The organism is Pseudomonas sp. HMWF021 (genome assembly GCF_003061005.1).
Classification (GTDB): Bacteria; Pseudomonadota; Gammaproteobacteria; order Pseudomonadales; family Pseudomonadaceae; genus Aquipseudomonas.
This window is the reverse complement of sequence record NZ_QAIK01000041.1, coordinates 29,067-55,650: the sequence shown is the minus strand read 5'-3', so window position 1 is coordinate 55,650 and position 26,584 is coordinate 29,067. Positions and strand designations below refer to the sequence as shown.

The following is a 26,584-nucleotide window of genomic DNA, read 5'->3' as shown; positions in this document are numbered from 1 at the left end:
AGGGAGCTTGCTCCCGCTGGGTTGCGCAGCAGCCCCAAAATCTTGTGAGCGCTACGCACTCATGCGGGAGCAAGCTCCCTCGCCACAAAAAAAGTCTCTAGAACGTAACGACAGTTGGCGTAGTGCGGGCATACAAAACCACCGCCGCGCGCAATTTCCCACGCCCAAACCGACTCATCTTCTCAAACTCGCCATGGCTGACCGGCACATGCTGGCAGTCCATCGGCTGACGATGCTGGCTGTGATCGACATCCGGATCGTGCAGATACACAAAGTCTTCATCGCAGTCGGTCACCATGACCCAATGCGGTGATTTGGAACGGGTCAGGCGATAGCTGCTGATCAGCACCAGAGGCTGACCGCCAGACTGCAGCAGGCGCGGTAGATCAAGATAGGTGCCGGTCATCTGCTCGATATCGGTCTCCTGTATTTGCGCGCTGAACTCCTCGTGCACCAGACGCATGACGTCTTTTTTATGTTCATCGCGCACGCCATCGAGAAACAATGGCCCGGCCATGCTCAGTTGCAAACGCACGCGAAAGCCCCGACGCCAGGCCGCCAGTGCCAAGCCTTGAGGGCTGCAGCCACCATGGCCGGAGGTCATGAACACCGTGGTCGCTTCACGCCAGATCTGCAATTCCTCACGCCGCTCCAGTAAACGTGCAGGTTGCAGCGCGCCCATGGCCATCAGCAGACAGGCCGGGCCACAGGTGAACTCAGTGGTTTGCGGGTAATAGGGTACCTTGATGTTGCGCGAATCGCGGTGCTGAACAATGCGCTTTTCCAGGCGCAACGCATCGGCGTGGTCTTCGTAGTAATCATGAATCAACGCAAAGCGTCGGTAGCCGTTGCGCTCGTAAAGCGCGATGGCGGTAGGGTTGTCGATACGCACTTCCAGGCGCAGGTACGCGCAGTCATGCTCGACGGCGCAGGCCTCGATACGTTGCAGCAATTGTTTGCCCAAACCGCTGCCGCGGGCTTCGCCGGCAATGGCGATCGAATACAGGCGCGCCAGCGATGTACCGCGATGAAACAGCACCAGCGCGTAGCCGAGCAATCGACCGTCAAGCTCGGCCACCAGCAATTGCGCGTGGGCGCGGGTGATCATCCATTGAAAGCTGCGGCTGGTGAGCCGGTCGGTGGTGAAACATTGCATTTCCAGGGCCAGCAGCGCTGGCAGATCTTCAACTACCGCCAAACGAAAAACAGCATTCATATGACCACCGTAAAAGTTGCGTAACGAAACGGGACTTTCGAAAAACTTCGTGCTTAATAGAAATGGTCTTGTTCTCCAACGGATCAATCTCTATGTCAGCGGTACAGGGTCATTGGCGCGAAGTATCCGAGCAAAGTTTGCCGGCGGCAACTTTTTTAAATCCAGCCATCAGAACTTCCAGTCAAGTGTTGATTATCGTCGAACGCAAGGAAGACTGGGCCTCGTACTTTCCCAGCGAGGACATCGTCACGGCTCAGGAATACCTTGAGCAAACCCGTGACAGCGAGCCGGGCAAGCGGGTGCAGGTGATCAATCTGTGCCGCAGCTACAAGTACCTGGGGCACGGTTATTACTGCTCGCTACTGGCTGAAGCCCGCGGCCACAAAGTGATTCCCTCGGTGCGCACCATCAGTGAGCTGACCAAAAAATCACTTTACGGCCTGGCATTGGATGACCTCGATAAAACCCTGGAAAAAGCCCTCAGTCATCATCTGTACAGCGATACCGAAGGTTTTACTCTGACACTCTACTTCGGCAAAACCCATATCGAGCCGCTGCAAGATCTGGCTCGACAGTTGTTTGAAGTGTTCCCGTGTCCGATTCTGTTAGTTGAGTTTCGTCGAGCTAACGGTTGGCACATCGAAGGCATAAAGTCTGGCGCTTTGCACAAGTTACGCGATGATCAGGAAGATCAGTTTGCCAATGCGCTGGACGGTTTCAGCCGTAAAGTCTGGCGAGTGCCACGCTCGCCGCAAGTGGCCCGTTATGACCTGGCGATCCTGCACGATCCGCAGGAGGCCCTGCCGCCATCCAACGCCAAGGCCCTGGAGAATTTCGTGCGCGTCGGCAAACGCATGGGCATCGATGTCGAGCTGATCGAGCGCAAGGACTATGCGCGGCTTGCCGAGTACGATGGCCTGTTGATTCGCGAGACCACCAGCGTCGACAACCACACCTATCGCTTCGCCAAGAAGGCTGAAAGCGAAGGCCTGGTGGTGATGGACGACCCGACGTCGATCCTGCGCTGCACCAACAAAGTCTACCTGACCGACCTGCTCAACAGCCATCAACTGGGTATGCCCGCCACGGAAATTCTCTACAAGGAACGACCGGAAGACTTCGAACGGGTCGGCGAACGACTCGGTTTTCCGCTGGTTTTGAAAATCCCTGACGGTTGTTTTTCTCGCGGAGTGATCAAAGTCGAAAGTCAGCAGGCGCTGCTGGAGGCCACTGCTGAACTGTTCGAACACTCGGTGTTGCTGCTGGCACAGGAGTTTTTCTACACCGAGTACGACTGGCGCATCGGCGTGCTCAACCGCAAACCGATCTTCGCCTGCCAATACTTCATGTCCAAGGGCCACTGGCAAATCTACAACCACAAAGCCAAGGGCCAGGACATCAACGGCGAGTGCCGTACCCTGGCCGTTCACGAGGCGCCGCGAGCGGTGGTGGAGTTGGCGGTGAAGACCGCGAACCTGATCGGCGACGGCCTTTACGGCGTGGACTTGAAACAGGCTGGCGACAAAGTGGTGGTGATCGAGGTCAACGATAACCCGAACCTCGACGCCGGTATTGAAGACGCCTACTTGCAGGACGATCTGTATTCACTGGTACTGGAGGAGTTCGTGCGACGGCTGGAGCTCAAACGTCGCGGCCAGGCCTGGTGAAGCGCCGATGATCAGCAGTTTCGCATTGAGTCATGGCGCGTTGCAGCGGGTTGACCGGCTGGACGCCGAGGTGATGCTGTTCAGCAATCCCGATGCTGCCGAGCGCGATTTGCTCCACAGCCACTACAAAGTCGATGAACACGCGTTGGCTTCGGCGCTGGACCCGGACGAAGTCTCGCGAATCGAGTTTCACCCTGATCATTTGTTTCTGATCTGGAAGCGCCCGGAAAACTATTCCGGCGGTGGCAGCCTGGCGTTTGAAGTGTCGTCTTGCGGCCTGTTGTTTGCGCCCGGCCAATTGCTGGTGATCGCCACCGATGACACGCCGCTGCACGGCATCGGCACGCGGCAGCCGCTCAACGCACCGCTGGATGTGTTGCTCGATCTGCTGTTCAACAACATCCACCATTACCTCGGTCACCTCAAGGTGATCAAACTGGTGGCCCGCGAGCTGCAACAGAAATTCAACGCCTCGATGCAGAACCAGCATCTGGTGCAGATGTTCAACCTCAGCGAAAGCCTGATCTATTACATCAATGCTCTGCACAGCAACGGCGCGGTGCTGACGCGGCTGCGCAATCACGCGGAGAAGCAGCATTTTGGCAGCGAGGCGATCGGGTTGATCGACGACCTGATCATTGAAAACAACCAGTGCTACAAACAGGCGGAAATCTACTCCACGGTGTTCTCGGGGCTGATCGATGCGCGCGGCAATCTGATGAACAACAGCATGAACAACCTGCTGCGCAAACTGACGTTGATCAACGTGGTGTTTCTGCCGTTGAACCTGATTGCGAGCATTGGCGGGATGTCGGAGTTCAGCATGATGACGGCGGGCACGCCGTGGTGGATTTCCTACCCGGCGTTTCTGCTGGTGATGTTGCTGGGTGCAGGGGGGATGTTGTTTGGGCTGCGGCGGCTGGCCAAATAATCAGTGGTGACTTGGCCGACGCCATCGCGAGCAGGCTCACTCCTACAAATTGGAACGCGTTCCCTCTGTAGGAGTGAGCCTGCTCGCGATAGCGTATTCAACAACACCGAAAAACCCGGATCAGCTCACCGGGTCCCCCGCCTCGACCTTATGACGCTTCCGAACACCCTGCACCACCAGATACAACAGCGGCCCGATCGACACAAATACTGCCGTCAGCAACAGATATGGCACCACCGACCAAACTGACATCCCTCGCGAGCGCGCATCCTTGACCATCCACACCCCGGCCAGCGTCGCCAGCAGATACAGATCAATTACCACCTGCGCCGTGTCCGGACGCGACATCAGGCTGATACCGAAGTCGAGCAACGACTGTTCGGCCTGGAGCATCACCGACACGGTGTAGCCAGTAAACGCAATCAACGCAGTGAGGGGCAGGGCGACAGACATCATGCATTCCTTCCTTGGGTGATGAGCAGAATCGCCAGCCTAACTTGGCATTCGCAAATAAGCCATTGACTCGCCGGGCGCCTGCGGGCTAATTTCAAGCCCATGACTTCCACCGTATTGCGTTGCCAGCCAAGCATTATTACCGCCATTCCTCATTTGGCGGGCTAGCTCACGACTGCAGCACCCAACCCGCCCTAGAGGCGGGTTTTCATTTTCTGTCTCCAGGGTTTTAACAACGATGGCTCCCCGTAGGAGCTGCCGAAGGCTGCGATCTTTTGACTTTGTTTTGCTCAAATCAAAAGCAAGATCAAGAGATCTCAGCCTCCGGCAGCTCCTACACACAGCGCCCGGAGATGACGATGAAATACAGCCCCGACCAGCAAGCCCTGCTTGAGCAGTACGTGAAAAAGATCCTCGCCGCGCCGGTCTACGACATTGCCGTGCGCACGCCGTTGCAAGCGGCGCCAGCGCTGTCCGAGGCGCTGGGCAACCGGATCCTGCTCAAGCGCGAAGACTTGCAACCAACGTTCTCCTTCAAGATCCGTGGCGCCTACAACAAACTGGTGCAGTTGAGCGATGAGCAACAAGCACGCGGCGTAATCACCGCCTCGGCGGGCAACCATGCGCAGGGCGTAGCGCTGGCGGCGCGGGAACTGGGTATCGCGGCGACCATCGTCATGCCCTCGACCACGCCCGAACTCAAGGTGCTTGGGGTACGAAGTCGGGGTGCCGAGGCGCTGCTGCACGGCGAGAGTTTTCCGTTTGCCCTGGCCCATGCGCTGCAACTGGCCGAGCAGACCGGGCGCACTTTTGTCTCGCCTTTCGACGACCCGGACGTGATCGCTGGCCAAGGCACGGTGGCCATGGAAATCCTCCGTCAGCATCAGGGCTCGCTGGATGCGATCTTCGTTCCGGTGGGCGGTGGCGGCCTGATCGCCGGCATCGCGGCGTACGTCAAATACCTGCGGCCAGAGATGCGCATCATCGGCGTCGAATCGGAGCATTCGGCTTGCCTGAAGGCGGCACTGCAAGAGAACGAGCGCGTCACGCTGCCCAGTGTCGGAACGTTCGCCGATGGCGTGGCGGTGGCGCAGATCGGTGCTTATGGATTTGAAGTGTGCAGGTTTTGCGTGGACGAGGTGGTCATCGTCAGCAATGACGAGCTCTGCGCGGCGATCAAGAACATCTACGACGATACCCGCTCGATCACTGAACCTTCCGGTGCGTTGGCGGTGGCGGGCATCAAGCAATACGTGGCGCGCAGCGGTGTTCGCGAGCAGACTTTCGTCGCGATCGACTCCGGCGCCAACATCAACTTCGACAGCCTGCGCCACGTCGCCGAGCGCGCCGCGGTGTGCGGCGTCCCGGCGTGATAACGCTCAGGGCAGCAGTGGGCGCAGGAAACTGCGCTCGTAGCTGACGATGAATTTCTTCTGCACCAGTGATTCCACTAGCGCCGTGCTTTCCGGGTCGGTCAGCGCGATGTGCCGGTAGCTTTCGTAATCGGCCAGCGAGGGAAAGCTGAACAGGCAATAAGCGATATTGCTCGCGCCCTCGGAGGGCAGGAAATAGCCGTGATGAGTGCCGCCCAAGCGCTCGACGATGCCCAGCCAGGCCTTGGCGTAGGCCTCGAACTCGGTCAGTTGGTACGGATCGATCACGTATCGCACATGGCAGGTAATCACGTTTGGCGCTCCCTGTTCAGGTCATTCCGCAATGGCAGTGCCGACCTTGTCCGAAGCCGACCAGATGCGATAGCGCACCTCGACATCTTTCGGGGCGTAGATCACCAGTGGCAGCTTGCTGTTGTAGCGCAGCATGAAGCCGTCACCGACGACCGGGACAAAGGCGCGTTTCTTCGCGGTGCCGGGTGGGCAGGCCATCAGCGTGCTCATCGGGCCAATGACTTTTTCCAGGCGGTAGAACGGATAGCCCCAGCCTTCGAGGTTTTTCTCGTCCAGAGCGCCGCCCAGGCGCTGGCGATTACAGTCGACTTCCAGGGTTTTGCCGGCGAGGACTTCAACCTGGAAGTTCTCCTCCTGATCCTGTTTGGGCAGGTAGATGACTTGGCGGGTGAAGCCGTTTTCCGCCTTGGGATACGGCGCGACGTCTTCGAGTTTGGCCGCGTGGGCGAGGGTAGACAGGCCAGCAACGAGCAGACCGATTGTCGCGCGAGCGCGTAAAGAACCCATGAAAGCCTCCTGGCGGGTGTAGGGTGGATGTCGGGCATTCTCACTGTCATCAGCGATGAATGCAAACCGGCGGCGACTTGCAAATTGCAGTGCCCAGGAGGGTCGATCTTGCATTTTGCAACTGGCCAACTGCTGGCCACCGCGCCAAGTGCTTGATTTCATGAGGGTCAAAATGACCCGATGAAAGGCACGTTTTATGCGTCGCTTTGGTGCAGCGCACCGGCTTCGGGCGCCTACACTCCAATGGGCATTTCGCAGTACAACCGTTTGCCGCACCAGGGAATCAGCGGGGACACACCCGTGCAGGGGCAGGAAAAGCGGTCAACGTGAAGAGTTGATTGGCAGTTTCATCAATAAGGAGAGGTTCACCATGTTTCTGTCTGCCTTGGAACTACGCAATATCATTGAAAGCAGTTTTCTGCCTAAACGCTGCCAGTGCACGCTGTCGCCAGACCTGTCGATGACCGTCAAGGTCTTCGGCGACCACCAGACTGACCAGGTTGATCTGCACGTCAGCGGAATCGATGCCAGCCATCTCAATGGCTGCCGTGAGATCAATGAGTTGATTGCCGGCCTGCGCTCGGACCTGGCGCAGCAATCCACGCCACACCATTACAGTCCGCGATCCAGAGCCGTTTAACTCACCGTTTCACCCAGTTCGACCGTCACGCGCCGGGCCTGCACAAAGCCTAGGCCCAGCGCGAACTCGACCAGCACCGCGAGTAGAATCCCGGGGCCGGCGTGGCCGTTGAGCCATTCGCCAAAACCCAGTACCGCCAAACCAAAACAACCGACGATAAACCCGTTACTCAGGGCATTGCGCCCCAGCGACGGCGGCGCGCTGCGCACCAGATAAAACATCACCCCCAACGCCGCAAACAGCACCGCACTGCGCCGCGCAACAAACCCGGCAGCGCTCGAATACTCAATGCTCCAGATCGCCAGCAACACCTCCGGGAAAAAGCCCCAGACCAGCGCCAGCACAAAACACAACGAAGAAGTGATGATCGACAACGTACCAAACGACAACTGCATGGCGAGTCCTTGCGGCAGTGAGAAGTGACCCCGAGCATAACCCGCGAACCCTTCACCGCCTACCGCAACCCCGCAAATCAGAGCCTTCTGTCAGTTCTGCTCGCTGCAGGCGTCAGACATTTTCCGGTAGGTGATTTCCTCGGGCTTGCCGGCATTGTCGATGTACTTCATGTCAGCGCTCACGACCTTGCACTGGCGCGTGGACTGCTCGGTCATGGAGATCACTTTGTTCACATGCAACGGCATGCCGTACTGATAGGGGACAGGCTTGGTTGTGGCGGTGGTGTCATTGGCCTGAGCCACCCCGGCGAATGCGGTGCAGGCGAGGGCGGAGGTGAGCAGTAGCGTGCGAATGTTCATGAATCGGACTCCCGTGCGACGGAATAAGCGTTCGGCCCAAACGGCCGGACCTGCCGCACTGGGCGCCAGCCAGGGGCTGGGGTGTGCGGTTCAGTACAGTCTTGGACTACGGCGTTAAGCGATGGTTAACCTGGCTGAACGCCGGCTGTCTGGCAGAGGGATGATTTCTTGGGGATGCGGTGCCGCTTCCTTCGAGGGTGATGCCCTGTCTGCTTCCACGCCGCTATCACCTGCTTAACAGCGGCGTCACCGACAGCGAGCCAATGGTCATGGACCCCAAAGCCAATCCCCAAGACATCCTCGAGCCTGCTGTACAGCGCAGCGCACCTGCAGCGAGCTGCTCGCAACCCTGCACTGCATATACTTCCGGCATTGGATGTTCAGGACACTCGACAGATTACCCATGCGCCGTACCTGCTGGCGCAGGACGGCAATGATTTACTGCAGGTGGCGCAGCCGCAGATGCTGGATTGGAAGGCGCCGGTTTGATGCCTTGAATGATAACGGGAGTAGGATCGCGTTGGACGAACCTCCGCCATCTACTCCAAAAAGATAACGCTAAGCTTGGTTTTTAACGACTTAGTTTGTCCGGGTAGAACGAAAGCGGTGCATGAGTCGCCTTCCATTCTTTTGCAAAATTTTTACCTTCTGCAATTTGCTCAGCTGTCATCTTTGCTTCAATTTTCGGTAGCTTACTCTCCACTCTTTCTTTTAAGCCTCCACCGCCGTCTAGCTCCTTCAAGGTGTAAACGAGGGCATAACCTTTAACGACATCGAATGGGAATCCATACGTGTCTGGCTCATGAGCAAGATCAGAACCGTAACCATAAACTGTTGTGGCGTAGCTTGCTAAAGCTGCTTGCTCATTCCAATGACGGAAGCCTTCAATGTCACCTTTTTCATAAAGAAGGGCTCCGTATTCCATCATGGAGGGCGGGTACCCACTTTCAGCTGAAGCTTTGAATAATTTTTCAACCGCTTCCGAGCGTTTCCATGGAAGGAAAAAACCGTCTCCCTGATTGTAGCTCTTAGCTAATAAGTACTGTGAGATTTGGTGATTTTTTGCGGCTGCTTTTTCTAGCCAAGTCGTATCGAGCGTTAATTCATACATTATGTACATGGCTTCTGCATTTCCATCTTCTGCCTTAGGCTGAGCGATGCTAGATGCTTGATTCAACCAGTCTGATGGTTTTTTTTCTGTGGCAGGGCAGTCGTCTGATAATTTACATAGATCATTTTTTACTCGCCCAAGCTGGATCATTGCATAAAGATCCCCTTGGCCAGCTGCCATTTCATACCACTTTTTAGCTTCAGGATTCATGTAGCTATTTTTTTGCCGTAATGACTCAGCTAGATAATACTGTGCCTCATGGTCTCCAGCCTCTGCTGCTATTCTCAGTAGAGGAGTTGCAGAGATAGTTTTAAACTGATTGTAAAGAATTATACCGCTGGACTTAATTGCAAGTTCGGAGTCAGTGAGTGCCAATGTAGCAGGGGCAAAAGTGATTAGCAGAAATCCTGCGATGGAAAGTTTCATCATGCTCAGCGGCTAAGTTTGTCAGGAAAGAAAGAAAGGGGAGGGTGCGACGCAGCCCACTCTTTAGAAAACTTTTTGGCTGCTTCAATTTGTTTAGCGGTCATTTTTGCGGCGATTCGAGGTAGTGTGTATTCAACGTTTTCCTTCATGCCACCACCCCCGTCTAGCTCGGACAGCCAGTATATAAGTGCATAGCCTTTGATTAGGTCGAGGGGGTATCCGAATGTATCAGGCTCATGTGCTAAATCTGCACCATATCCGAAAACAGTAGTTGCGTACCCTGTAAGTGCTGTCTTTTCAACCCAACTACGATATCCTTCTACATCGCCTCGTTCATACAAAAGAGCAGCATAATTCATCATCGCCTTAGGGTAGCCACCTTCAGCCGAAAGCTTAAACCACTTTTCAACTGCTTCGCTTCGCTTCCAGGGCAGAAAAAAACCATCACCTTGCTTGATGGAGACCGCCATCCAGTATTGCGCAAATGCATTTCCCGCAGATGCGGACTTTTCCAGCCACGTATCATCTAGCGTGATTTCATACATTATGCACATTGCCTCCGCGTCTCCAGCCTCGGCTTTTTCTTGAGCTATATTTTTTGCCTGATTTAACCATTCTATTGGTTGCTTTTGAGAGGGAGGGCAGTCGCTGGATATTTCACACATATCATGCTCAATACGGCCCAATTGGATCATGGCATAAAGATCGTTCTGACCTGCTGACGCTTCATACCATTTCTTCGCTTCCTTATTCATGTAATGATTTTTCTTACGAAGAGCCTCACCTAAATAATATTGAGCTTCGTGGTCGCCCGCTTCAGCAGCTGTTGTTAAAAAAGGGATTGCTGAGGTAGCTTTGTATTGATTGTATAGATTTATGCCTTGTTGTTTTGCGGAGTCTTGGTTCGGCGTTATCTGGGTGTTTGCGTGACAGCCAAGTGGCAGCAGTAATAATAAATTGAAAATTATTCTGGTTGTCATGAGTGTTCTGCGTGACATTTTATTTTGCTCCTTCAGATTCCCGGGTCGGAACTGTATGGGTTGCTAAAAGGAGGTAATAAAAAAGGATTGTAAGTTGGCAGAAAATGCGGGCAGCCTACAATCCATAAATATTTCGACAAGTCTATAAATAATCTGAGTTAATTGCCAAGCTTGTCTGGAAAAAAAGAAAGTGGTGGATGAGTGGCTTTCCAGTCTTTTGCCACTTCTAGTGACTTTTCAGTTTGTTCTGATGTCATTTTTTCGCGTATTTCCTCACTTTTTCTCTCAACATATCTCCCGATTCCGCCACTGTCCTCAAGCTCCTTAAGAAGCGTGAATAGCGCATAACCTTTGACCAAGTCTAGTGGGTAGCCTATTTTGTCTGGTGTATGCGCTATGTAGGCGCCGTAATTGCTTATGGCGGCTTGATCGCCAGTCGCTGCTGCAGTTTCAAGCCAGTGGCGCATGCCTACGACATCTCCTTCTTCGAATAAAATTTGTAGATAATCCATCATTGCTTTTGGGTGTCCGCCCTCAGAAGAAAGTAGTAGCCATTTTTTGATAGAGGCCTCGCGTTTTCCAGGAATCAAGAAAAAACCTTCACCTTGGCGTTCGCTTACAGCCATCCAATATTGTGCAGTCGGATATCCCGCATTTGCGGATTTCTCTAGCCATTCACGATTAAGAGTGATCTCATACATCAGATACAGGGATTCAGGGTCACCTTTTTGTGCTTTTGGCAAAACTAGCTCATTAGCTAGTTCAAACCACTCGGCCTGAGTTTTTTTACTTGGAGGGCAATTTCCAATTTTTGTGCAGAGATCGTTCTTTGCGCGAGCTAATTGAATTATCGCGTATACGTTGTTTTTTTCTGCGGCAGATTCATACCAGTGTTGAGCTTCTGGAGTCATGAAACGATTTTTTTTGCGAAGTGCTTCTCCTAAGTAATATTGTGATTCGCTATTACCGTCGGCTGCCTCGCGCTCTAGTTCCAGAATAGCGTGATCTATTTTTAATTGGTTGTATAGGACTATGCCCAATGGTTCTTTTTGTTCGGAATTTGAAGATGGGGCTGCGAATGTTAAGGTGCTCGTGGTTATTAAAAGCAAACTTAGAATCACGACGAGGGGGCGTTGGTTTGGTTTCATCTGTTAAATGCCATTCGTTAATAGTTTTTCAAAAATGGAGTCGCGCCACTTGGTGAATAGCTTGGTTGCGGGACATAATTTTTTTGGCAGAAGCCAGCCATATTGGCGCCAAGTAATTGGACGTGGGATTTGTAGTAGTTTCGGGCGGCAACACCAGTGTCATCGAAGAGCGCGCGGACGCTTTCGGACATAAAGGTATCCAGTAACATCCGGTTTTTGCAATAAGCCATTTCGGAATCAGTATCCTTTATGCCAAATTCGTTCATGGACATGCATGCGAACTCAAACTGACTTTGTGCTTTGTCGATAGAGTTTGTTTTTTTGGCGTTACTAACAATCCAGTCCAGAATTTTTTCGATTGCTTTTTGCTGAAGGACATGTGCCTCGGCTTGGCTATATATGCGCTTTTCATCAGTTATTCGCCCATTTTCTGATGCGGCGGTGACTGTGAATGCTTCTGGAGGACTGATTAATGTTCTAAATAGTGGCCCCAAAGCATCCGGAATAGCGTTAATGCACCACTCCTCAAGAGTTTTTTTGTCCGTGTAATTCATGATTGCGTCCGCAATTGGGCCGCCTTTGCCGCTTCGGGTTAGCGCTTGATAAAGACTCATCACAACATCCCAACGCATCATGTACGCCATCGCCACGTTCAACCCGGCAGCACCCAATGCATTAAGCGCTGACGCATATTCACTCGCTTCAGGATCCATCCACTCGACCTTACGACCTTTAGTCTTGTGAAGTTCCTTACGGTACAAGTTGATGATATCAACCACCGCCTCATAACCAATCTCAAACTTAAAGCTGCCGTTAGCACCTGGGCCCAGCACTACCGCAGCCTTCAGATTGAGAATAAAGCGGCCCTTATCCACAGAAATCTGCGCCGTTCCCTGGAATCCTGCGCCCAGCGCAACCCCCACTGATCCACTCAGCTTGGCAAGGGTTAGCCATGGATTGGCTTTTTTCGCGTCTTTATCGCTGCCGATACCCATTGTTGGAGCGGTGCGCAGTGCGACCAGCTCTTTAGGTGGTGCCCAGTTCAGTGCGCCGGTGAGTTCGATGGCGGCTTGCAAGCCTCCGAAAACATTGAAAGTCGCTTTCGCTCCGTTTTCGATCTGGACATTGGCGGCACGCCCGGTCAGCACTTGGTCTGTGCTTTTGGTACTGGCCACGGTGCCGGATTTGGACTTGTGTTCAAGGTCGGGAGTAGGGCTGTTGTCGCCGCTGTCGGCCTTGGCTTTCTTGGCCGCATCGTGATCTGCACGTTCTTCTTTGGCTGATGAGTCTTCACGCTGTGCGCGTTTGACCGGGCTGAGGGAGGCGCCGTATTTGACGTTACCGAGGATGGGGCTCAACTCCACGCTGCCGGCTAGCAGCAACGATGCTCCGGCGTAGCCCCATGCCTTCACACCAAAGTGGAAGGAGAAGCGGCCGAAATTCATTTTTTGCGGGCTGCCGTCCAGGAAGTAATCAAGCGTGATGTCTTGAGCACTGGCTTTGGCAGGCATGTCGACTTTCAACAACTGAACTTCGCCACGGGCCAGGTCCAGGCTCAAGCCCATCTCGCCAGATATCTGGAAGCCCTCGGCGGCAGACATTTTCGGGCCTTCGAGCTTCGCTTCACCGTGAATGCTTGGCTGTGGCGGCGTCAGGCAGCGGACGAATTGCGCCTGGGGACTGGCATCGAAGAGTCTTACTTTGCCGCGCACACTTTTCTTGAACACCAGTTGCTGAAGGTGCTTGCCCCAGTTGGTCAGCGCCGCGTCGTCCTCCAGCTCAGTGACCTTATAGCCTTGTTTTTTCAGGTAAGCATAAAAGTCTTTGGCTTTGAACCAGCCTTTTCCATCAAAACAGTCGCCGACTTGATCGCTGAACTTTATGGCGCCCTGATCTAGAAGCCATTGGCGGAACGAATTGATTTCACTGTTTTTATCGGAGCCTTCAGTTGCGTCCGCGGGCAAACTTTGAGTGACCTTTTTTACTGAGCCGGCCGCTTTTTTTGAATCTTCTTTCAAGATCTTTTTTGCGTCTTTCAGGTTCGCCATGCTGAACCAGCTCAAGGGCGTGCCTTTGGCGTCAGAAAGACTGACTTCACGCAGCGGAAAGCCCGGTTTCACCATGCGGTCCACCGGTTTTGGCTGGAACTCTTCCGGTTCCCAAACCAGAAAACGCCCTGGTTTGCTAGTGCTGACATTACTTTGGGCTGTGGCCTGAAGGTCGTCTTTTATTTTTTGCAGGCGATCCCATTCGGTACGTTCCGCATCAACCAGGCCTGCTGGCGCTTGGGCATTCTGGCCTGTTGCCTCGATCCAGCGCTTGTATTTCTCCTGAAGCTGAGCTGTAACTTCCGCCTGCTTTTTCTCGGTATCCAGGTATAGTTTGAACTTCTCGATACCGGATGGCAGGCCGTCACTGATCAAAGCGAATTCTGGAAGTGCGATGCCGTACTCAGAAGCTTTTATAATGGATTCAGTGTAGGCATGGTAATCAAGCGCATCGGCGTTTTTGATGAGCGTATAAACATAGCCGACGAGATCGGCGGTGCAGTCATTCATGCCGCTGCAGATGTTTTCGTAACTTTTCTTCTTTTCCGCCAAGGCTTTGGCAACGTCTTCCAGCGGAACCTGCTTGAAGTCTTTGTTGCCGAGGAGTTTTTTGCGAGCCTCCAGATAAGCTTGCACGCGTGCGCGCGCTTCGATCGCTTCTTTGGAGTAGAGAGAGCCGCTTTCGTAGGTGTAGCCTTCCAGCTTCGCAGCCGCTACCGCTTCTTTTTTCAGCGCATGCCACTCAGCCCTCCGCTTGTAAAAATCGGCATAGGCGTTGTGGACGTCTTGCTGAGTAGCCAGATCTGCCGTTAGACGGTCCAGACGCGATTGCGCGGTGTCCTCTAACGGGGACTGCGCAGGAGCCGTTACCGGTTTTTTTCCGTTGGCTTCGTTTTGCCTCTTTTTGGCGGTGGCGGGATCGATTTCGATCTCATCCCCCATCGCCTCAAATTCTTCCATACGTGTACGCTTCGCACCCGTGAGGAAGTTGCTCAACTTGGGCTCAAGGAAGTATTCCAGCAAACCCGATTCTTGCAGCCCGTTCAGGCGTGCATCACGTGGTTTGCTGGGGGCAATCATTTTATCCAGCGCGAACATCGACTCTTTGATGGCGGACTTTGCCCGTTCAGGGAGTAGCCAGAACTCTTGTTCCTCTGTCGCATAAATGGCGCTCGCAAAAGTCTTGGAGCAGGGTGGGGCGTGAGGCTTGAAGGTCTTCGAGGAGCCATCTGGAGTTTCCTTGACCGGATCCAGCTCAACCAAGTCTTCCGCAGAGCACTGCGTTGCAGCATTCGGAGCCGTCTCGGCAGGCGCTTTAGGCGCAGCGGGCGTCGAAGCAGCGGGTGTAGTTGTGGCGGCTTGCGCGCTTTTAGGGACGCTCAGGTTCCATCCGACTTTGACGTTGTTCGGATCGGTGATGAAGGGGTTGAGTTGGCGAAGTTGCGCCACGGTGCTGTTGTAGCGCGAGGCAATCTGGCTCAGGGTTTCGCCGGGCATGACGGCGTGATTCGTGATTTCCATGGTGATTCCGTTCTGTTGTCGCGTCGCCGTTAACGTTGGGCGACGGCGGCTGATTCCAGGAGCCGATCTACTTTGATAAACGACTCGTCCTTTGATTGCAGGATCGCCATGATCTCCGGCTGTGTTTCAAACAGTGGGCCGTTCGCGGCATGTCCAAGCTTGAGCAGGTGATCACCTTCATAGATGTTGCTCTTGAGCAGCAGGTCGAGGTTATCGGCGATATCGTTCAGACGATCATCACTTGGCTCTTCAAAAGCGGTGTATTCCTCGTCTACCCAATACACCCAGCCGAGGCGAGCTTGAACTTGCGCGGCTGCCTCCGGAAGGTTGAATGGTGCTTTATCACCTGGCCATGTCGATTCTTTGTTGGCTATCCAGGCTAGCCATGGACCACGCTGCTCGCCGAAGTTCTTTGGCGCCGGGGAGTAAACGGCGCTCCAGCAACCCAGTAACTGATCAAAGGTCTTATCGGCGGTGTAGGCCAATGCTGCCCATAGGCTCGGCTTGTGGAAGCTCAACAAACTTTGCCCCCCAGAACCGTCGTTGGCTCTGAGGAGCCAACGCGCGTGAGCCAGGGCTTTTTCCGGGTCAGGTGTTGAGATCGCAATTCCCGAAAACTGTTCCTCACAAAGTTTCGTCGCTTCTGCAGCCAGTTTGCTGCCTCTGGGGGCGATCAACCACAATGGCCCCTCAGGAATTTCGGCGAAGTCAGTACCGAAGAACAGCCCTTGGGAAACAACGGGCTCACCGATTCGATAGAGCCGACTCAAGGCTTGCGGCTGGAGGCCCTGATCGATGATGAAGCACAGCGATTCGCTGGCAGCGGGCAGATCCGAGAAGTTGTAGCGAGGCTCTGCCAGCAGAGCGCTCAGCGCTTTTACATGCATGTGCAATCCTTACGGCTGCAAGCGCCGTTACTCTGTTTGCCGCACAACGGTGTGATGCCTGATTCATTGAGACGAGCGGGGAGCGGTGCTTTGCCCGCCTTATCCGCATCCGCCACCTTCATCGGCCCCGGCAGCAACGGCGCGGCCGGCGTACCTACGCCCGGTGCACCGCCGGTATTGACCTTCACCTCGGCGCCGCTGATGGTCACGCCACCGGCGTCGACCTTGACGAAGCTGCCGCCGGCTTTGGCGGTCAGTTCCATTGCGCCTTCGACGACGACTTTCTGGCCGGCGTAGTAATGGATTTCGCTGCCGGCTTCGACGAATTGCGCCGTGCCCACTTTGAGGTGCTGGGTGACTGCGACGGTCAGGTGATCATCCGCGCGCATTTCACTGACGCGATTCAAATGGGTGATGCGGTGCTCTTCGACTTTGAATTCGCTGTAGGTGTTGGCCTCCACCGTGTCATGCCGCTCATTGCCAACGCGGATCTTCTGGTCGTGCTCGATGTTCTCGTCCCAATCGCGCTGGGCATGGATGTAGATCTGCTCGACACCCTTTTTGTCTTCAATCCGAAACTCGTTGTAGCCCTTGCCGCCCGGGGAGCTGAGGGTTTTGAAGGTGCTGCGGGTCTTGTTCGCCGGCAGGTCGTAGGGGACGACGTTTTCCTTGTGGTACAGGCAGCCGGTGACGAGTGGCTGGTCGGGGTCGCCTTCGAGGAAGGTGACGAGGACTTCCATGCCGATGCGCGGGATGGCAATGCCACCGTAGGCCGCGCCGGCCCAGCCGCTGGCGACGCGCAGCCAGCAGGTGGTCTTGTCGTCGGCCTGGCCGTCGCGGTCCCAGTGGAACTGGACCTTGATGCGGCCGTATTGGTCGCAGTGGATTTCTTCGCCGGCCGGGCCGGTGACGACCGCCGTCTGGCTGCCGAGGACTTTCGGTTTCGGGTGTTCGAGGGCCGGGCGGTAGTGCGCGTCCCACGGGGTGGCGAGGAAGCTGTTGCGGTAGCCCTGATGGAAATCGCTTTTGTTGTCGGTGACGTCGCTGGTGACGTTTTCACCGAGCACTTGCGGTTGTTTACCTTCGTGGAAGACTTCCAGCAGCAGCCACAAGTCGTTCCATTCAGCGCGCGGATGTTCGGCCAGGGTCAGGAAGTGGCCGCTGGTCAGGGTCGGTTCGTCACCTTTGCCTTCGGCGAGTTTGTAGTCGCTGCGATGACGTTCAAGGGCGCGGGTCGAGAGGAATTTGCCGCGCTCGCGGGTGGTGAAGCGGCCGGGGTAATCGTAGTCCTCAAGATCCGGGGCGAACTCGGATTTGACTGCGCCTTCGGGCAGGATCTGCGGTTTTTCGAAATCGTAGTCGCGGCGGCTGACGCGGGTGGTGCGGGTTTCCAGGCGCAGGTTGAAACGCTTGATCACCGGTTTGTCGGCGCTCATGCCGGAGTCCTGCTGGTAGCTCACGGCCTTGAGTTTGCGGAACACTGTCTGGTCGTCGCCGAACACCAGTTTGTGCCCGCTGCTGCTGTGCTGGAAGTGGAAGTGAATGCCTTCCTCCTCGCACAGGCGCTGGATGAAATGCAGGTCGGACTCGTCGTACTGCACGCAGTAATCGCGCGGCGGGTACTCGGCGTTGAGCTGGAAGCTGTAGGCGTCGGCCAGAATGCCGCGATCTTCCAGCACCTGGGCGATGATCTTCGGCACCGTGAGGTTCTGGAAAATCTGCTGGTCATGGTTGTGCCGCAGGTAGGCCAGTTGCGGCACCAGGCTGATGCTGTAACGGGTCAGGGTCTTGCCGGAATCGCCTTGCTCGATGCGGTACACCAGGCCGTGGATCTGGCCTTCGCCGGTGGCGCCGAAGGTCAGCACGCCGGGCTTGTGCAGGAGTTCTTCGAGCTTGAGGTCGGGGCGGGCGCTGACCAGTTCGAGGTCGAAACGGAAGGGCTGATTGAGGGCTTCGCGACCGGTGAAGCTGAGCACTTGCAGGTCGGCGGAGGCGCCTTCGAGCGTAAGGGTAATGTGGGTAGCGTTGGCGTCCAGCATGCCTTGAATTCCGTCCATTGAATAAGCAGGGGACGGATGATGGAGGATTAGACCGCCTCGTTCAAGGCGCAAATGCCGTAGGAATGGGACCCGCGGCACATAGGGAAAACCCTTAGGCAGGTGGTTTGGTGTAATGAAACCGGGGACTTTGCAACCACGGATGAGCGCTGAAGGCGCGGATCGGGCCAGTCGTGCGCTGAGCAATTGCCGGTCAGTTTCAGACTAAAGTCGCCTTCAGCCCGTCAAAGCCATCTGCCATCATTGGCCTTCACCCCTGCGTGTCCACTTCTTCCCGGCTGTTTTTGGCCCGGGACGGGAGCTATTTTTCTGGCTGACTGCGCCCCCGGCGCAAACGCTGTACTGTTGGAGTTTTTCATGCGTCCCCCATTCCCCCTCATCACCCCGCGCCAGTCGTTTGGCTTCGGAGCCGTTGTGCTGTGCGCCGGTTTTGCCGCGCAGGCTCAGGCCAGCGGATTTTTCGAAGACACCACGGCGAAAATCGAATCGCGCACGGTGTACTTCAACCGCGATTTCCGTGATGGACACACCTCCAGCGATCAGGGCGCTTCCAAGCGTGAAGAGTCGGCCCAGGGCTTTATTCTCAATCTGCAATCGGGTTACACCGAGGGAACGGTCGGCTTCGGCATCGATGCGCTGGGCATGCTCGGCTTTCAGCTCGACTCCAGCCCTGATCGCAGCAACAGCGGCTTGCTGCCGTCCAGCGGCGAGAACCCGCGCGGTTCGAAGGGCCAGTACGCGAAAATGGGCCTGACCGCCAAGGTCAAGGTCTCTGACACGGTGTTGAAATACGGCGCACTGCTGCCTGACCTGCCGCTGCTCAAATACAACGACGGTCGTCTGCTGCCGACCATGTTCAACGGCGCCATGCTGACCTCCAGGGAAGTGAAGGATCTGACCTTCATGGCCGCGCGTCTGGACAAGTACACCGCGCGCGATTCCACCGACTCACAAGACATCCGCGTGCACTGCAAGAACAAGCGCTACGCCTGCAACACCACCGCCGACCATTTCGACATGTACGGCTTCGACTACAAGATCAACGACCGCCTGACCGCGCAGTATCACTACGCCGAGCTGGAAGACATCTACCGTCAGCACTTCATTGGCTTGCTCGGCAACCAACCGCTGGGTGACGGTGTGCTGAAGGCCGATCTGCGTTTGCTGAAAAGCGCCGACAGCGGTGATGCCAAGGCCGGCTCCATCGACAACCGCGCCTTGAGCGGCATGCTCTCGTACGGCATCAGCGGCCACACGTTCAGCGCCGGCTGGCAGCGCATGAACGGCGATAACTCGATGCCTTACCTCGATGGCAGCAATCCGTATCTGGTCAACTATGTGCAGGTCAACGACTTCGCCGCGGCGCAGGAGCGTTCCTGGCAGTTGCGTTACGACTACGACTTCAAGGCCATCGGCATCAATGGACTGAGCTTCCTGACCCGCTATGTCAACGGTGATCACATCAAGGTCCCGGGCAGTGATCAGGAAGGTAAAGAGTGGGAGCGCGACAGCGAATTGAAGTACGTGATCCAGACGGGCACGTTCAAGGATGTCAGCCTGCGCCTGCGCAATGCGACTTACCGCACCAACTATGAAAAGTTTGCGCGGGATGTGGATGAGACCCGGTTGATTGTGAGTTACAACTTCTCCGTCCTGTAAACCTCAGCCCTGTAGGAGCTGCCGAAGGCTGCGATCTTTTGATCTTGATCGTAAAAAACAAGATCAAAAGATCGCAGCCTTCGGCAGCTCCTACAGGGATTTTCGGTAGCCTACAACCAATGCCAGAACCGGCTCCAGAAGCCGCGATTCAGGTCTTCCTTGCACTCGGCATACTGCCGCGCATACACGTCGGAGCGCGCCTGCAGCTTGCGGGCAGTGGGCATCAGCCAGGCCTTGCTGGCGTAGGTCTTGTTGCGAAAACCGCCCCAGCCTTCGTGGTAGTTGAGGTACTGGTTGTAGGCGTCGTACTTGTACACGCCGTTGATCGAGGTGGTCTTGTCCATGTACCAGCCCACGAAGTCGATGGCGTCGTCGAAGTCTTCGCGGTCGGCCCAGTTGCGCCCGGTACTTTTCTGATAGTCGGCCCAGACTTCATCTTTGGCCTGGGCATAGCCGGCGGCTGTCGACACCCGGCCCCACGGAATCACCCACAGCAGGTATTTTCGCGGGGTCTTGGCGTCGTAGCGGTAACCGGACTCCTGATACATGATCGCGAAGGGCACCTGGATCGGTACGCCCCAGCGTTTCTGGGTGACTTGCGCGGCGTCGTACCAGTCGCTTTTCTCACGGAAAATTTCGCAGATGTCTTCCGGCGAACGCGGCGGCGAGGTGCCGCACCCGCTGATTAATCCCGCCAGTATCAAAAGTCCTGTCGTCCGCCCCGAAATCAAGCTGTCATCCCCATGCGCGCAAAAAGGGCGACAGTCTACGCGCTCAGCTCAACTGGTGACGATAGGGCAAATCCGGACCGGTCTTGCTGCACGTCAGGGCGGCCGCCTGTACGGCAAACCTGAGCATGGCGTCGATCTGTTCGCGGCTGAGTTGTTGAACCCCTTCGACAGAATCCAGTTCTTGCTCGGTCAGCCAGGTGATCAGTGCGGCCTGGAAGGTATCGCCGGCGCCAACGGTATCGGCAATCTTCACCGAACACGCTGGTACTGACCATGATCCATGGGCGCGACTGAACACGGTGGCGCCTTCGCCGCCACGGGTCAGAAACACCAACTGGCAACGATGCTGCTGCCAGCCTTCGATCACGCGTTGTGGGTCCTGTTCGGGATACAGCAGGCTCAGATCCTCGTCGCTGACCTTGATCATGTCGGCCAGTCGCACCAGCGTCGCCACGCGCTCGCGCCACAGGTCGATATTCGGCTCCGGGTTGAGGCGTACATTGGGGTCGAGAGTGATCAGGCGCTTGCCGCTTTCGCGCTGCACCAGGGTCAGCAGGGTATCGGCAATCGGTTGCACCACCAGCGAGAACGAACCGATGTGCAGACCACGTACGTCAGCACCGAGCTGCGGCAGATGCGCAACGCTCAACTGGCGATCCGCGCAGTCTTCACCGCGAAAGCTGTAATGCGGCGAACCGTTGGCGCCCACCGCGACCATCGCCAGAGTCGTCGGCGCCGCGAAGTCCACCAGAAAGTCCGGGCGCACACCTTCATCCTGCAGCACCTGCTGCAAACGTCGCCCGAGGTAGTCGGTGGACAGCCCGGCAAACAACGCCGAGTCCACCCCCAAACGGCGCAGACCGACGGCGACGTTGAACGGCGAACCGCCGGCAATCGCCTTGAAATTGACCTTCGAGGCCAGACCGCTGGCATCGTCTTCGCTGAAGAAATCGAACAGGGCTTCGCCACACACCAAATACATAATTGTTTGCTCTTTATAGGGTTGCGACATGCTGTTGATAGCGTTCATAGGCCTGCTGGAACGCCGCGACATTGGCGGCAACCGGCAGGGTTTCACTGTGCAGATCGAGCTTCACGCAGCGTTGGCACAGGTCAGCCAGGGTGTCTTCGTGGCCGTTCGACCATGACTTGCACCACGCCGCCTGAATCGCCGCGCCAAGGGCGGCAGCTTCGCTGTGTTCGGTGCAGATCACCGGGGTGTTCATGATATCGGCGACGATCTGCCGCCACACCGCACTTTTCGAACCGCCGCCGATCAGGCAAATGCTGCGGCTTTGTAAACCATTGTGGCGCAACAGATCCAGTCCATAACGCAAACCGAAGGTCGTACCTTCGACCACGGCGCGACACAGGTTGGCCTGGGTCAGATTGCTCAGGGTCAGGCCGTGCAGGCTGCCAGTGGCATGGGGCAGGGCGGGGACGCGCTCGCCATTGAGGAACGGCAGCATGCTCACGCCCTCGGCACCGATGGGCGCCTGGGCGACGAGCTCGTTGAACTGTTCGAGATCAAGGTCGAACAGTTCGCGGATCGCGCCCGTGGCGTTGGTCAGGTTCATGGTGCAGATCAGCGGCAGCCAGCCACCGCTGGACGAACAGAATGTGGCGACCGAGGCATCCGCGCTGACCTTCGGCGCTTCGGCATAGGCGTACACCGTGCCGGAGGAGCCGAGGCTCATGGTGATCGCTCCCGGCTTAATGTTGCCGGTGCCGATGGCGCCCATCATGTTGTCGCCACCGCCGCTGGCGACCAGCGCATTCGGATTGATGCCGAGCTGTTCGGCAATCGCCGGCAGCAGGGTGCCGACCGGCTGATGGGCGTCGATCAGCTCCGGCAACGCGGCTTGCAGGCGCCCGGTGGCGTCGATATCGCGCAACAGTTGCAAGTCCCACTGACGGCTGCGCACGTTGAAATAGCCGGTGCCGGAGGCGTCGCCATACTCGCTGCAGGCGCGGCCAGTGAGCCAGAAGTTCAGATAGTCGTGGGGCAGCAGGATGCGCGCAATACGCGAAAACACCTCCGGGTGCTGTTCTTTGGTCCACAGCAGTTTGGACACGGTGTAGCCCGGCGCGATGACCACGCCGAGGCGTTCCAGTGAGCCTTTTTCATCACCCAAGTGTTTGAGCAGACGGCCGTTTTCGTCAGTGGTTTCGGTGTCGCACCACAGCTTGGCCGGGCGCAGCACCTGGCCCTGGTCGTCGAGCAGCACCAGACCGTGTTGCTGGCCAGAGACGCCAATGCCGAGGATCGCCTGGCCGTCGACATTGGCCGCGAGCAGCGCGCGACGGGTGGCGTGGGCGAAGGCGTCGAGCCACTGCTGGGTGTCCTGCTCGCGACGGCCGTTGGCGCCGCTGATTATCGTGTGGGCGGCAGCGCCCTCGCCGAGCGCCTCGCCGCTGGCGGCATCGAGGATGATCGCCTTGGTGCCCTGGGTGCCGCAGTCGATGCCGAGGAAGAGTTGTCGGGTGGTCACAGTGAGGTCCTCAGGGTGTCAGGTTTGCCAAGGTGAAGCCAATCGCTGGCAAGCCAGCTCCCACAGGTTTTCGGGTGTAAGCAAAATCCATGAACGATTGAAAACCCTGTGGGAGCTGGCTTGCCAGCGATGGCGTCAGTGGTTTCACCGCATCACTCAGCCAGAACCCGCTCCAACGTGCGCGTCACACCCACCTCACGCAAGCTGTTGCAGCACCATTCAAATGCCGCCACAAACGCCGCCGAGCGTGGAATCGCCGTGCCGAAGATCTCCTCAACCGCCAACATCCGTTGGGTGATCAACGCATCATCGGCCACCAGTCCCTGACAGAATTCCGCCCGTGGATCAGGAATCGAATAGGTGTCGCCATTCTCATCCACGCCCTTCAGATACAACGCCCAGGCCGCCACCACCAATGCTGCGCGCCTGGTTTCCTGACCATCGGCAATCAGGCGATTGATCGTCGGAACAGTGAACTTGGGAAATTTCGACGAGCCGTCCGAACACACCCGTTCCAGCTGATCGGCAATCGCCTGATTGGAGAACCGCGCCACCAGCGTGTTCTTGTAATCGGTCAGATCGATGCCCGGCACCGGCGCCAGTTGCGGGGTGACGTCGAGGTCCATGTAGGCGCGCATATAACGCACGAACAGCGGGTCGTTCATGGTTTCGTGAACGAAGCGATAGCCTTTCAGAAAACCCAGATAAGTCAGGGCCAGGTGGCTGCCGTTGAGCAGTTTGATCTTCATTTCTTCGTAGGGCGAAACGTCATCGGTGAACTGCACACCAACCTGTTCCCAGGCCGGGCGCCCGTTGACGAACTTGTCTTCCAGTACCCACTGCACAAACGGCTCGCAGACCACCGGCCAGGCATCGTCCACCGCGTGTTTGTCGGCCAGTTGCAGGCGATGCGCGGTGCTGGTCATCGGCGTGATGCGGTCGACCATGGCGTTGGGAAAACTGACGTTCTGCGCGATCCAGTCACGCAGCCCCGGGTCACGCAGGGTGGCGAAGGCCAGCAACGCCTTGCGAGTCACCGCGCCGTTGTGCGGCAAGTTATCACAGGACATGATCGTGAACGCCGGTGTGCCCGTGTCACGGCGCTTTTCCAGCGCTGCACAGAGGAAGCCGAACACGGTTTTTGGCACCAGCGGATGGGCCAGATCGTGCTGAATCTGCGGCAGATGCGCCATGAATTCGCCGTTGCTGTCGTCGATGCAGTAACCGCCCTCGGTGATGGTCAGCGAGACGATGCGGATCTGCGGATCGGCGAGTTTATCGATCAGCGCCTGTGCACCATCCTCAGCCAGGAGCATGTCGCGGATCGCACCGATCACCCGTACTTCGGTGTCGTCGCTGTCGCCGAGTTCGAACAGGGTGAACAGGTAGTCCTGCTCCTTCAGGTCGTCACGGGCGCGGCGGTCTTCCGCGCGCAGGCCGACGCCGCAGATCGCCCAGTCAAGCGCCTGACCGGTGTTCATCAGCGCATCGGTGTAGTAAGCCTGATGCGCGCGGTGGAAGCCGCCGACGCCAATGTGCGCGATGCCCTGACGGGTATCGCTGAGGCCGTACTTCGGCAGTTGCACTTCGGGGGCGAGGCGATGCAGGTTGTGTTTATTGAGTTTCATCGGGCAGGTCTCGAAATTCAGGCCGCCGCACGCAGCGGGCGGGTCAGCGCCACGCCGTCGGCGTCGAACAGGTGGCAATGGCTGGCGTCCAGGTGCAGGTTCAGCTGTTCGCCGTAGCGGCTCGCCAGGTCACCGCGAACGCGCATGGTCAGGGCTTCGCCGGCGTTGGTGGTGACGTGGCAGAAGGTGTCGCTGCCCAGGCGTTCGCTGACGTCGGCGGTGACTTGCAGGGTGCAGTCGCCCGGTTGTGCCAGCTCCAGGTGTTCCGGGCGAATGCCCAGGGTCACGGCGCTGCCAACGCTCAGGTTGGCGGCGTTGAACGGCAGGGTGATGCGCGTGCCGGCGTCCAGCGAGACTTCGCAGCTCTGGCCGTCGACGCGGGCGATCTTGCCCTTGAGGAAACCCATTTTTGGCGTGCCGAGAAAACCGGCGACGAACAGGTTGGCCGGGTTGTGATACAGGTCCAGCGGCGAGCCGACCTGTTCGATCTTTCCACCATTGAGCACCACGACTTTGTCGGCCATGGTCATCGCTTCGACCTGGTCGTGGGTCACGTAGATCATCGTCGCTTGCAGATCCTTGTGCAGGCGCAGCAGTTCCAGACGCATCTGCACCCGCAGCGCGGCGTCGAGGTTGGACAGTGGTTCGTCGAACAGGAAGATTTTCGGATTGCGCACAATGGCGCGGCCGATAGCGACCCGCTGACGCTGCCCGCCGGACAGCTGTTTCGGCTTGCGCTCGAGCATCGGCCCGAGTTCGAGAATCCGCGCCGCTTCGCCGACCTTTTTCTCGACTTCGGCTTTCGGTACACCGGCCAGATCGAGGGCGAACGACATGTTCTTTTTTACGGTCATGTGCGGGTACAGCGCGTAGGTCTGGAACACCATTGCCAGATCGCGCTTGGCCGGGCTGACTTCGGTAATGTCGCGGCCATCGAGCTCGATGGTGCCGCCGCTGACTTCTTCCAGACCGGCGATCAGCCGCAGCAGGGTGGATTTGCCGCAGCCGGACGGGCCGACGAAGACCACGAACTCCTTGTCGTTCACCTCAAGGTCGATGCCCTTGATGATGGAGAAGCCTTCGAAGCCTTTTTGCAGATTCTTGATTTTCAGGTTGGCCATGATGATGGGCCTCCGCTTTGTTGTTTTTTAAGATCAAAAGATCGCAGCCTGCGGCAGCTCCTACACAGTGCCCCTGTAGGAGCTGCCGAAGGCTGCGATCTTTTGCTTTTCAATCTTCATTTCACGGCGCCGAACGAGAGGCCGCGCACCAGTTGCTTCTGGCTGATCCAGCCGAATATCAGGATCGGCGCGCAAGCCAGGGTCGAAACCGCCGACAACTTGGCCCAGAACAAGCCTTCGGGGCTTGAGTACGAGGCGATCAATGCGGTCAAGGGCGCGGCTTTCGACGAGGTCAGGTTCAGCGACCAGAACGCCTCGTTCCAGCACAGGATCAGCGACAGCAGCACGGTCGACGCCAGGCCACCCTTGGCGATCGGCAGCAGCACGCGGACCATTTCCTGCCACAGGGTGGCGCCGTCGAGGCGGGCGGCTTCGAGGATGTCTTTGGGGATGTCCTTGAAGTAGGTGTAAATCATCCAGACCACGATCGGCAGGTTGATCAGCGTATAGATCACGATCAGTGCGATGCGTGTATCGAGCAGGCCGAAACTCTTGGCCAGCAGGTAGATCGGCATCAGCACGCCCACCGGCGGCAGCATCTTGGTCGAGAGCATCCACAGCAGCGTGCCCTTGGTGCGCTGGGTTTCATAGAACGCCATCGAGTAGGCGGCGGGCACCGCGATCAGCAGGCACAGAGCGGTGGCGCTGAAGGAAATCACCACCGAGTTCCAGGCAAAACTGAAGTAGTCGCTGCGCTCGTTGATGTGCAGGTAGTTCTCCAGCGTTGGCGTGAAGATGAACTGCGGCGGCGTGGCGAAGGCGTCGATTTCGGTCTTGAAGCTGGTCATCACCATCCAGAAGATCGGGAAGAAAATCACGATCGCGATGGCCCAGGCCAGGGTGCCGAGCAGCAGGCTTTGC

22 protein-coding genes and 1 pseudogene are annotated in these 26,584 nt (G+C 56.9%); 5 read left to right on the top strand and 18 right to left on the bottom strand.

Annotation, left to right across the window (positions count from 1 at the left end; all coding sequences use genetic code 11):
* Positions 1-97 precede the first annotated feature (97 nt).
* The gene (rimI, locus tag DBR18_RS05110) at positions 98-1,216 is read right to left on the bottom strand and encodes a ribosomal protein S18-alanine N-acetyltransferase (RefSeq protein ID WP_108589494.1); all 1,119 of its coding nucleotides are present in this window, start codon (positions 1,214-1,216) and stop codon (positions 98-100) included.
* A gap of 92 nt (positions 1,217-1,308) precedes the next feature.
* On the opposite strand from rimI, the gene DBR18_RS05105 reads away from it, so the two are divergent.
* Together DBR18_RS05105 and DBR18_RS05100 are read left to right on the top strand one after the other, a co-directional pair.
* Positions 1,309-2,883 carry a RimK family protein gene (locus tag DBR18_RS05105; protein ID WP_108589493.1) on the top strand — a complete coding sequence of 525 codons (1,575 nt, stop codon included), beginning with the start codon at positions 1,309-1,311 and terminating at the stop codon, positions 2,881-2,883.
* A 7-nt stretch (positions 2,884-2,890) separates the two neighbouring features.
* On the top strand, positions 2,891-3,814 hold the full coding sequence (locus DBR18_RS05100; protein ID WP_108589492.1) for a magnesium transporter CorA family protein: 924 nt from the start codon (positions 2,891-2,893) through the stop codon (positions 3,812-3,814).
* 120 nt (positions 3,815-3,934) lie between these two features.
* Here the strand turns inward: DBR18_RS05100 and DBR18_RS05095 are convergent, their stop codons facing one another.
* Positions 3,935-4,270, bottom strand: a complete 336-nt coding sequence (locus tag DBR18_RS05095) for a DUF2834 domain-containing protein (protein WP_108589491.1) — start codon at positions 4,268-4,270, stop codon at positions 3,935-3,937.
* A 350-nt stretch (positions 4,271-4,620) separates the two neighbouring features.
* Here DBR18_RS05095 and ilvA point away from each other — a divergent pair.
* Positions 4,621-5,616, top strand: a pseudogene (ilvA, locus tag DBR18_RS05090) (threonine ammonia-lyase, biosynthetic); the annotation flags it as partial.
* A gap of 30 nt (positions 5,617-5,646) precedes the next feature.
* On the opposite strand, the gene DBR18_RS05085 reads toward ilvA, so the two are convergent.
* Together DBR18_RS05085 and eco are read right to left on the bottom strand one after the other, a co-directional pair.
* On the bottom strand, positions 5,647-5,952 hold the full coding sequence (locus tag DBR18_RS05085) for an NIPSNAP family protein (protein ID WP_003225174.1): 306 nt from the start codon (positions 5,950-5,952) through the stop codon (positions 5,647-5,649).
* 21 nt (positions 5,953-5,973) lie between these two features.
* Entirely contained in the window at positions 5,974-6,459 is a 486-nt protein-coding gene (eco, locus tag DBR18_RS05080) for a serine protease inhibitor ecotin (RefSeq protein ID WP_096796565.1), read from the bottom strand.
* A gap of 370 nt (positions 6,460-6,829) precedes the next feature.
* Here eco and DBR18_RS05075 point away from each other — a divergent pair, with 370 nt between their 5' ends.
* Entirely contained in the window at positions 6,830-7,099 is a 270-nt protein-coding gene (locus DBR18_RS05075) for a DUF1652 domain-containing protein (RefSeq protein WP_108589489.1), read from the top strand.
* Here DBR18_RS05075 and DBR18_RS05070 read toward each other — a convergent pair.
* The 8 genes from DBR18_RS05070 to DBR18_RS05030 form a co-directional block, all read right to left on the bottom strand.
* Entirely contained in the window at positions 7,096-7,494 is a 399-nt protein-coding gene (locus DBR18_RS05070) for a hypothetical protein (protein ID WP_108589488.1), read from the bottom strand. The genes DBR18_RS05075 and DBR18_RS05070 overlap by 4 nt on opposite strands.
* A gap of 90 nt (positions 7,495-7,584) precedes the next feature.
* Positions 7,585-7,854: a DUF2790 domain-containing protein gene (locus tag DBR18_RS05065; RefSeq protein WP_108589487.1), complete on the bottom strand. Its 270-nt coding sequence runs from the start codon at positions 7,852-7,854 to the stop codon at positions 7,585-7,587.
* Positions 7,855-8,425: 571 nt separating this feature from the next.
* Positions 8,426-9,391 carry a tetratricopeptide repeat protein gene (locus DBR18_RS05055; RefSeq protein WP_108589561.1) on the bottom strand — a complete coding sequence of 322 codons (966 nt, stop codon included), beginning with the start codon at positions 9,389-9,391 and terminating at the stop codon, positions 8,426-8,428.
* A 5-nt stretch (positions 9,392-9,396) separates the two neighbouring features.
* The gene (locus DBR18_RS05050; RefSeq protein WP_256588547.1) at positions 9,397-10,389 is read right to left on the bottom strand and encodes a tetratricopeptide repeat protein; all 993 of its coding nucleotides are present in this window, start codon (positions 10,387-10,389) and stop codon (positions 9,397-9,399) included.
* Positions 10,390-10,529: 140 nt separating this feature from the next.
* The gene (locus DBR18_RS05045; protein ID WP_108589485.1) at positions 10,530-11,519 is read right to left on the bottom strand and encodes a tetratricopeptide repeat protein; all 990 of its coding nucleotides are present in this window, start codon (positions 11,517-11,519) and stop codon (positions 10,530-10,532) included.
* Between the two features lie 17 nt (positions 11,520-11,536).
* Positions 11,537-15,088 carry a LysM domain-containing protein gene (locus tag DBR18_RS05040; protein ID WP_108589484.1) on the bottom strand — a complete coding sequence of 1,184 codons (3,552 nt, stop codon included), beginning with the start codon at positions 15,086-15,088 and terminating at the stop codon, positions 11,537-11,539.
* Between the two features lie 29 nt (positions 15,089-15,117).
* Positions 15,118-15,975, bottom strand: coding sequence for a DUF4123 domain-containing protein (locus tag DBR18_RS05035; RefSeq protein WP_108589483.1), 858 nt, complete (start codon positions 15,973-15,975; stop codon positions 15,118-15,120).
* Positions 15,966-18,014, bottom strand: a complete 2,049-nt coding sequence (locus tag DBR18_RS05030) for a type VI secretion system tip protein VgrG (RefSeq protein WP_108589482.1) — start codon at positions 18,012-18,014, stop codon at positions 15,966-15,968. The genes DBR18_RS05035 and DBR18_RS05030 overlap by 10 nt, the downstream gene beginning before the upstream one ends.
* A 375-nt stretch (positions 18,015-18,389) precedes the next feature.
* Between DBR18_RS05030 and DBR18_RS05025 the strand changes: the two genes are divergently transcribed.
* Positions 18,390-19,691: an OprD family porin gene (locus DBR18_RS05025; protein WP_108589481.1), complete on the top strand. Its 1,302-nt coding sequence runs from the start codon at positions 18,390-18,392 to the stop codon at positions 19,689-19,691.
* A 110-nt stretch (positions 19,692-19,801) separates the two neighbouring features.
* Here DBR18_RS05025 and DBR18_RS05015 read toward each other — a convergent pair whose 3' ends face one another.
* From DBR18_RS05015 to DBR18_RS04990, 6 genes are all read right to left on the bottom strand, one after another.
* Positions 19,802-20,422, bottom strand: a complete 621-nt coding sequence (locus DBR18_RS05015) for a hypothetical protein (protein WP_108589480.1) — start codon at positions 20,420-20,422, stop codon at positions 19,802-19,804.
* A gap of 43 nt (positions 20,423-20,465) precedes the next feature.
* Complete coding sequence (locus DBR18_RS05010) at positions 20,466-21,404, bottom strand: carbohydrate kinase (protein ID WP_108589479.1); 939 nt, start codon at positions 21,402-21,404, stop codon at positions 20,466-20,468.
* A 13-nt stretch (positions 21,405-21,417) separates the two neighbouring features.
* Positions 21,418-22,914, bottom strand: coding sequence for a xylulokinase (gene xylB, locus DBR18_RS05005; protein ID WP_108589478.1), 1,497 nt, complete (start codon positions 22,912-22,914; stop codon positions 21,418-21,420).
* Between the two features lie 152 nt (positions 22,915-23,066).
* The gene (locus tag DBR18_RS05000) at positions 23,067-24,542 is read right to left on the bottom strand and encodes a mannitol dehydrogenase family protein (RefSeq protein ID WP_108589477.1); all 1,476 of its coding nucleotides are present in this window, start codon (positions 24,540-24,542) and stop codon (positions 23,067-23,069) included.
* 17 nt (positions 24,543-24,559) lie between these two features.
* Positions 24,560-25,663 (bottom strand): ABC transporter ATP-binding protein, encoded by a 1,104-nt coding sequence (locus tag DBR18_RS04995; RefSeq protein WP_097087395.1) that lies wholly within the window; start codon positions 25,661-25,663, stop codon positions 24,560-24,562.
* A gap of 116 nt (positions 25,664-25,779) precedes the next feature.
* Positions 25,780-26,584: carbohydrate ABC transporter permease (locus tag DBR18_RS04990; RefSeq protein WP_256588546.1), on the bottom strand; the 805-nt coding region annotated here is incomplete at its 5' end.

Coding starts and splice junctions, on each gene's coding strand:
- rimI (WP_108589494.1), bottom strand. CDS start 1,216: ATGAATGCTGTTTTTCGTTTGGCGGTAGTTGAAGATCTGCCAGCGCTG.
- DBR18_RS05105 (WP_108589493.1), top strand. CDS start 1,309: ATGTCAGCGGTACAGGGTCATTGGCGCGAAGTATCCGAGCAAAGTTTG.
- DBR18_RS05100 (WP_108589492.1), top strand. CDS start 2,891: ATGATCAGCAGTTTCGCATTGAGTCATGGCGCGTTGCAGCGGGTTGAC.
- DBR18_RS05095 (WP_108589491.1), bottom strand. CDS start 4,270: ATGATGTCTGTCGCCCTGCCCCTCACTGCGTTGATTGCGTTTACTGGC.
- eco (WP_096796565.1), bottom strand. CDS start 6,459: ATGGGTTCTTTACGCGCTCGCGCGACAATCGGTCTGCTCGTTGCTGGC.
- DBR18_RS05075 (WP_108589489.1), top strand. CDS start 6,830: ATGTTTCTGTCTGCCTTGGAACTACGCAATATCATTGAAAGCAGTTTT.
- DBR18_RS05070 (WP_108589488.1), bottom strand. CDS start 7,494: ATGCAGTTGTCGTTTGGTACGTTGTCGATCATCACTTCTTCGTTGTGT.
- DBR18_RS05065 (WP_108589487.1), bottom strand. CDS start 7,854: ATGAACATTCGCACGCTACTGCTCACCTCCGCCCTCGCCTGCACCGCA.
- DBR18_RS05055 (WP_108589561.1), bottom strand. CDS start 9,391: ATGAAACTTTCCATCGCAGGATTTCTGCTAATCACTTTTGCCCCTGCT.
- DBR18_RS05050 (WP_256588547.1), bottom strand. CDS start 10,389: ATGTCACGCAGAACACTCATGACAACCAGAATAATTTTCAATTTATTA.
- DBR18_RS05045 (WP_108589485.1), bottom strand. CDS start 11,519: ATGAAACCAAACCAACGCCCCCTCGTCGTGATTCTAAGTTTGCTTTTA.
- DBR18_RS05040 (WP_108589484.1), bottom strand. CDS start 15,088: ATGGAAATCACGAATCACGCCGTCATGCCCGGCGAAACCCTGAGCCAG.
- DBR18_RS05035 (WP_108589483.1), bottom strand. CDS start 15,975: ATGCATGTAAAAGCGCTGAGCGCTCTGCTGGCAGAGCCTCGCTACAAC.
- DBR18_RS05030 (WP_108589482.1), bottom strand. CDS start 18,014: ATGCTGGACGCCAACGCTACCCACATTACCCTTACGCTCGAAGGCGCC.
- DBR18_RS05025 (WP_108589481.1), top strand. CDS start 18,390: ATGCGTCCCCCATTCCCCCTCATCACCCCGCGCCAGTCGTTTGGCTTC.
- DBR18_RS05010 (WP_108589479.1), bottom strand. CDS start 21,404: ATGTATTTGGTGTGTGGCGAAGCCCTGTTCGATTTCTTCAGCGAAGAC.
- DBR18_RS05000 (WP_108589477.1), bottom strand. CDS start 24,542: ATGAAACTCAATAAACACAACCTGCATCGCCTCGCCCCCGAAGTGCAA.
- DBR18_RS04995 (WP_097087395.1), bottom strand. CDS start 25,663: ATGGCCAACCTGAAAATCAAGAATCTGCAAAAAGGCTTCGAAGGCTTC.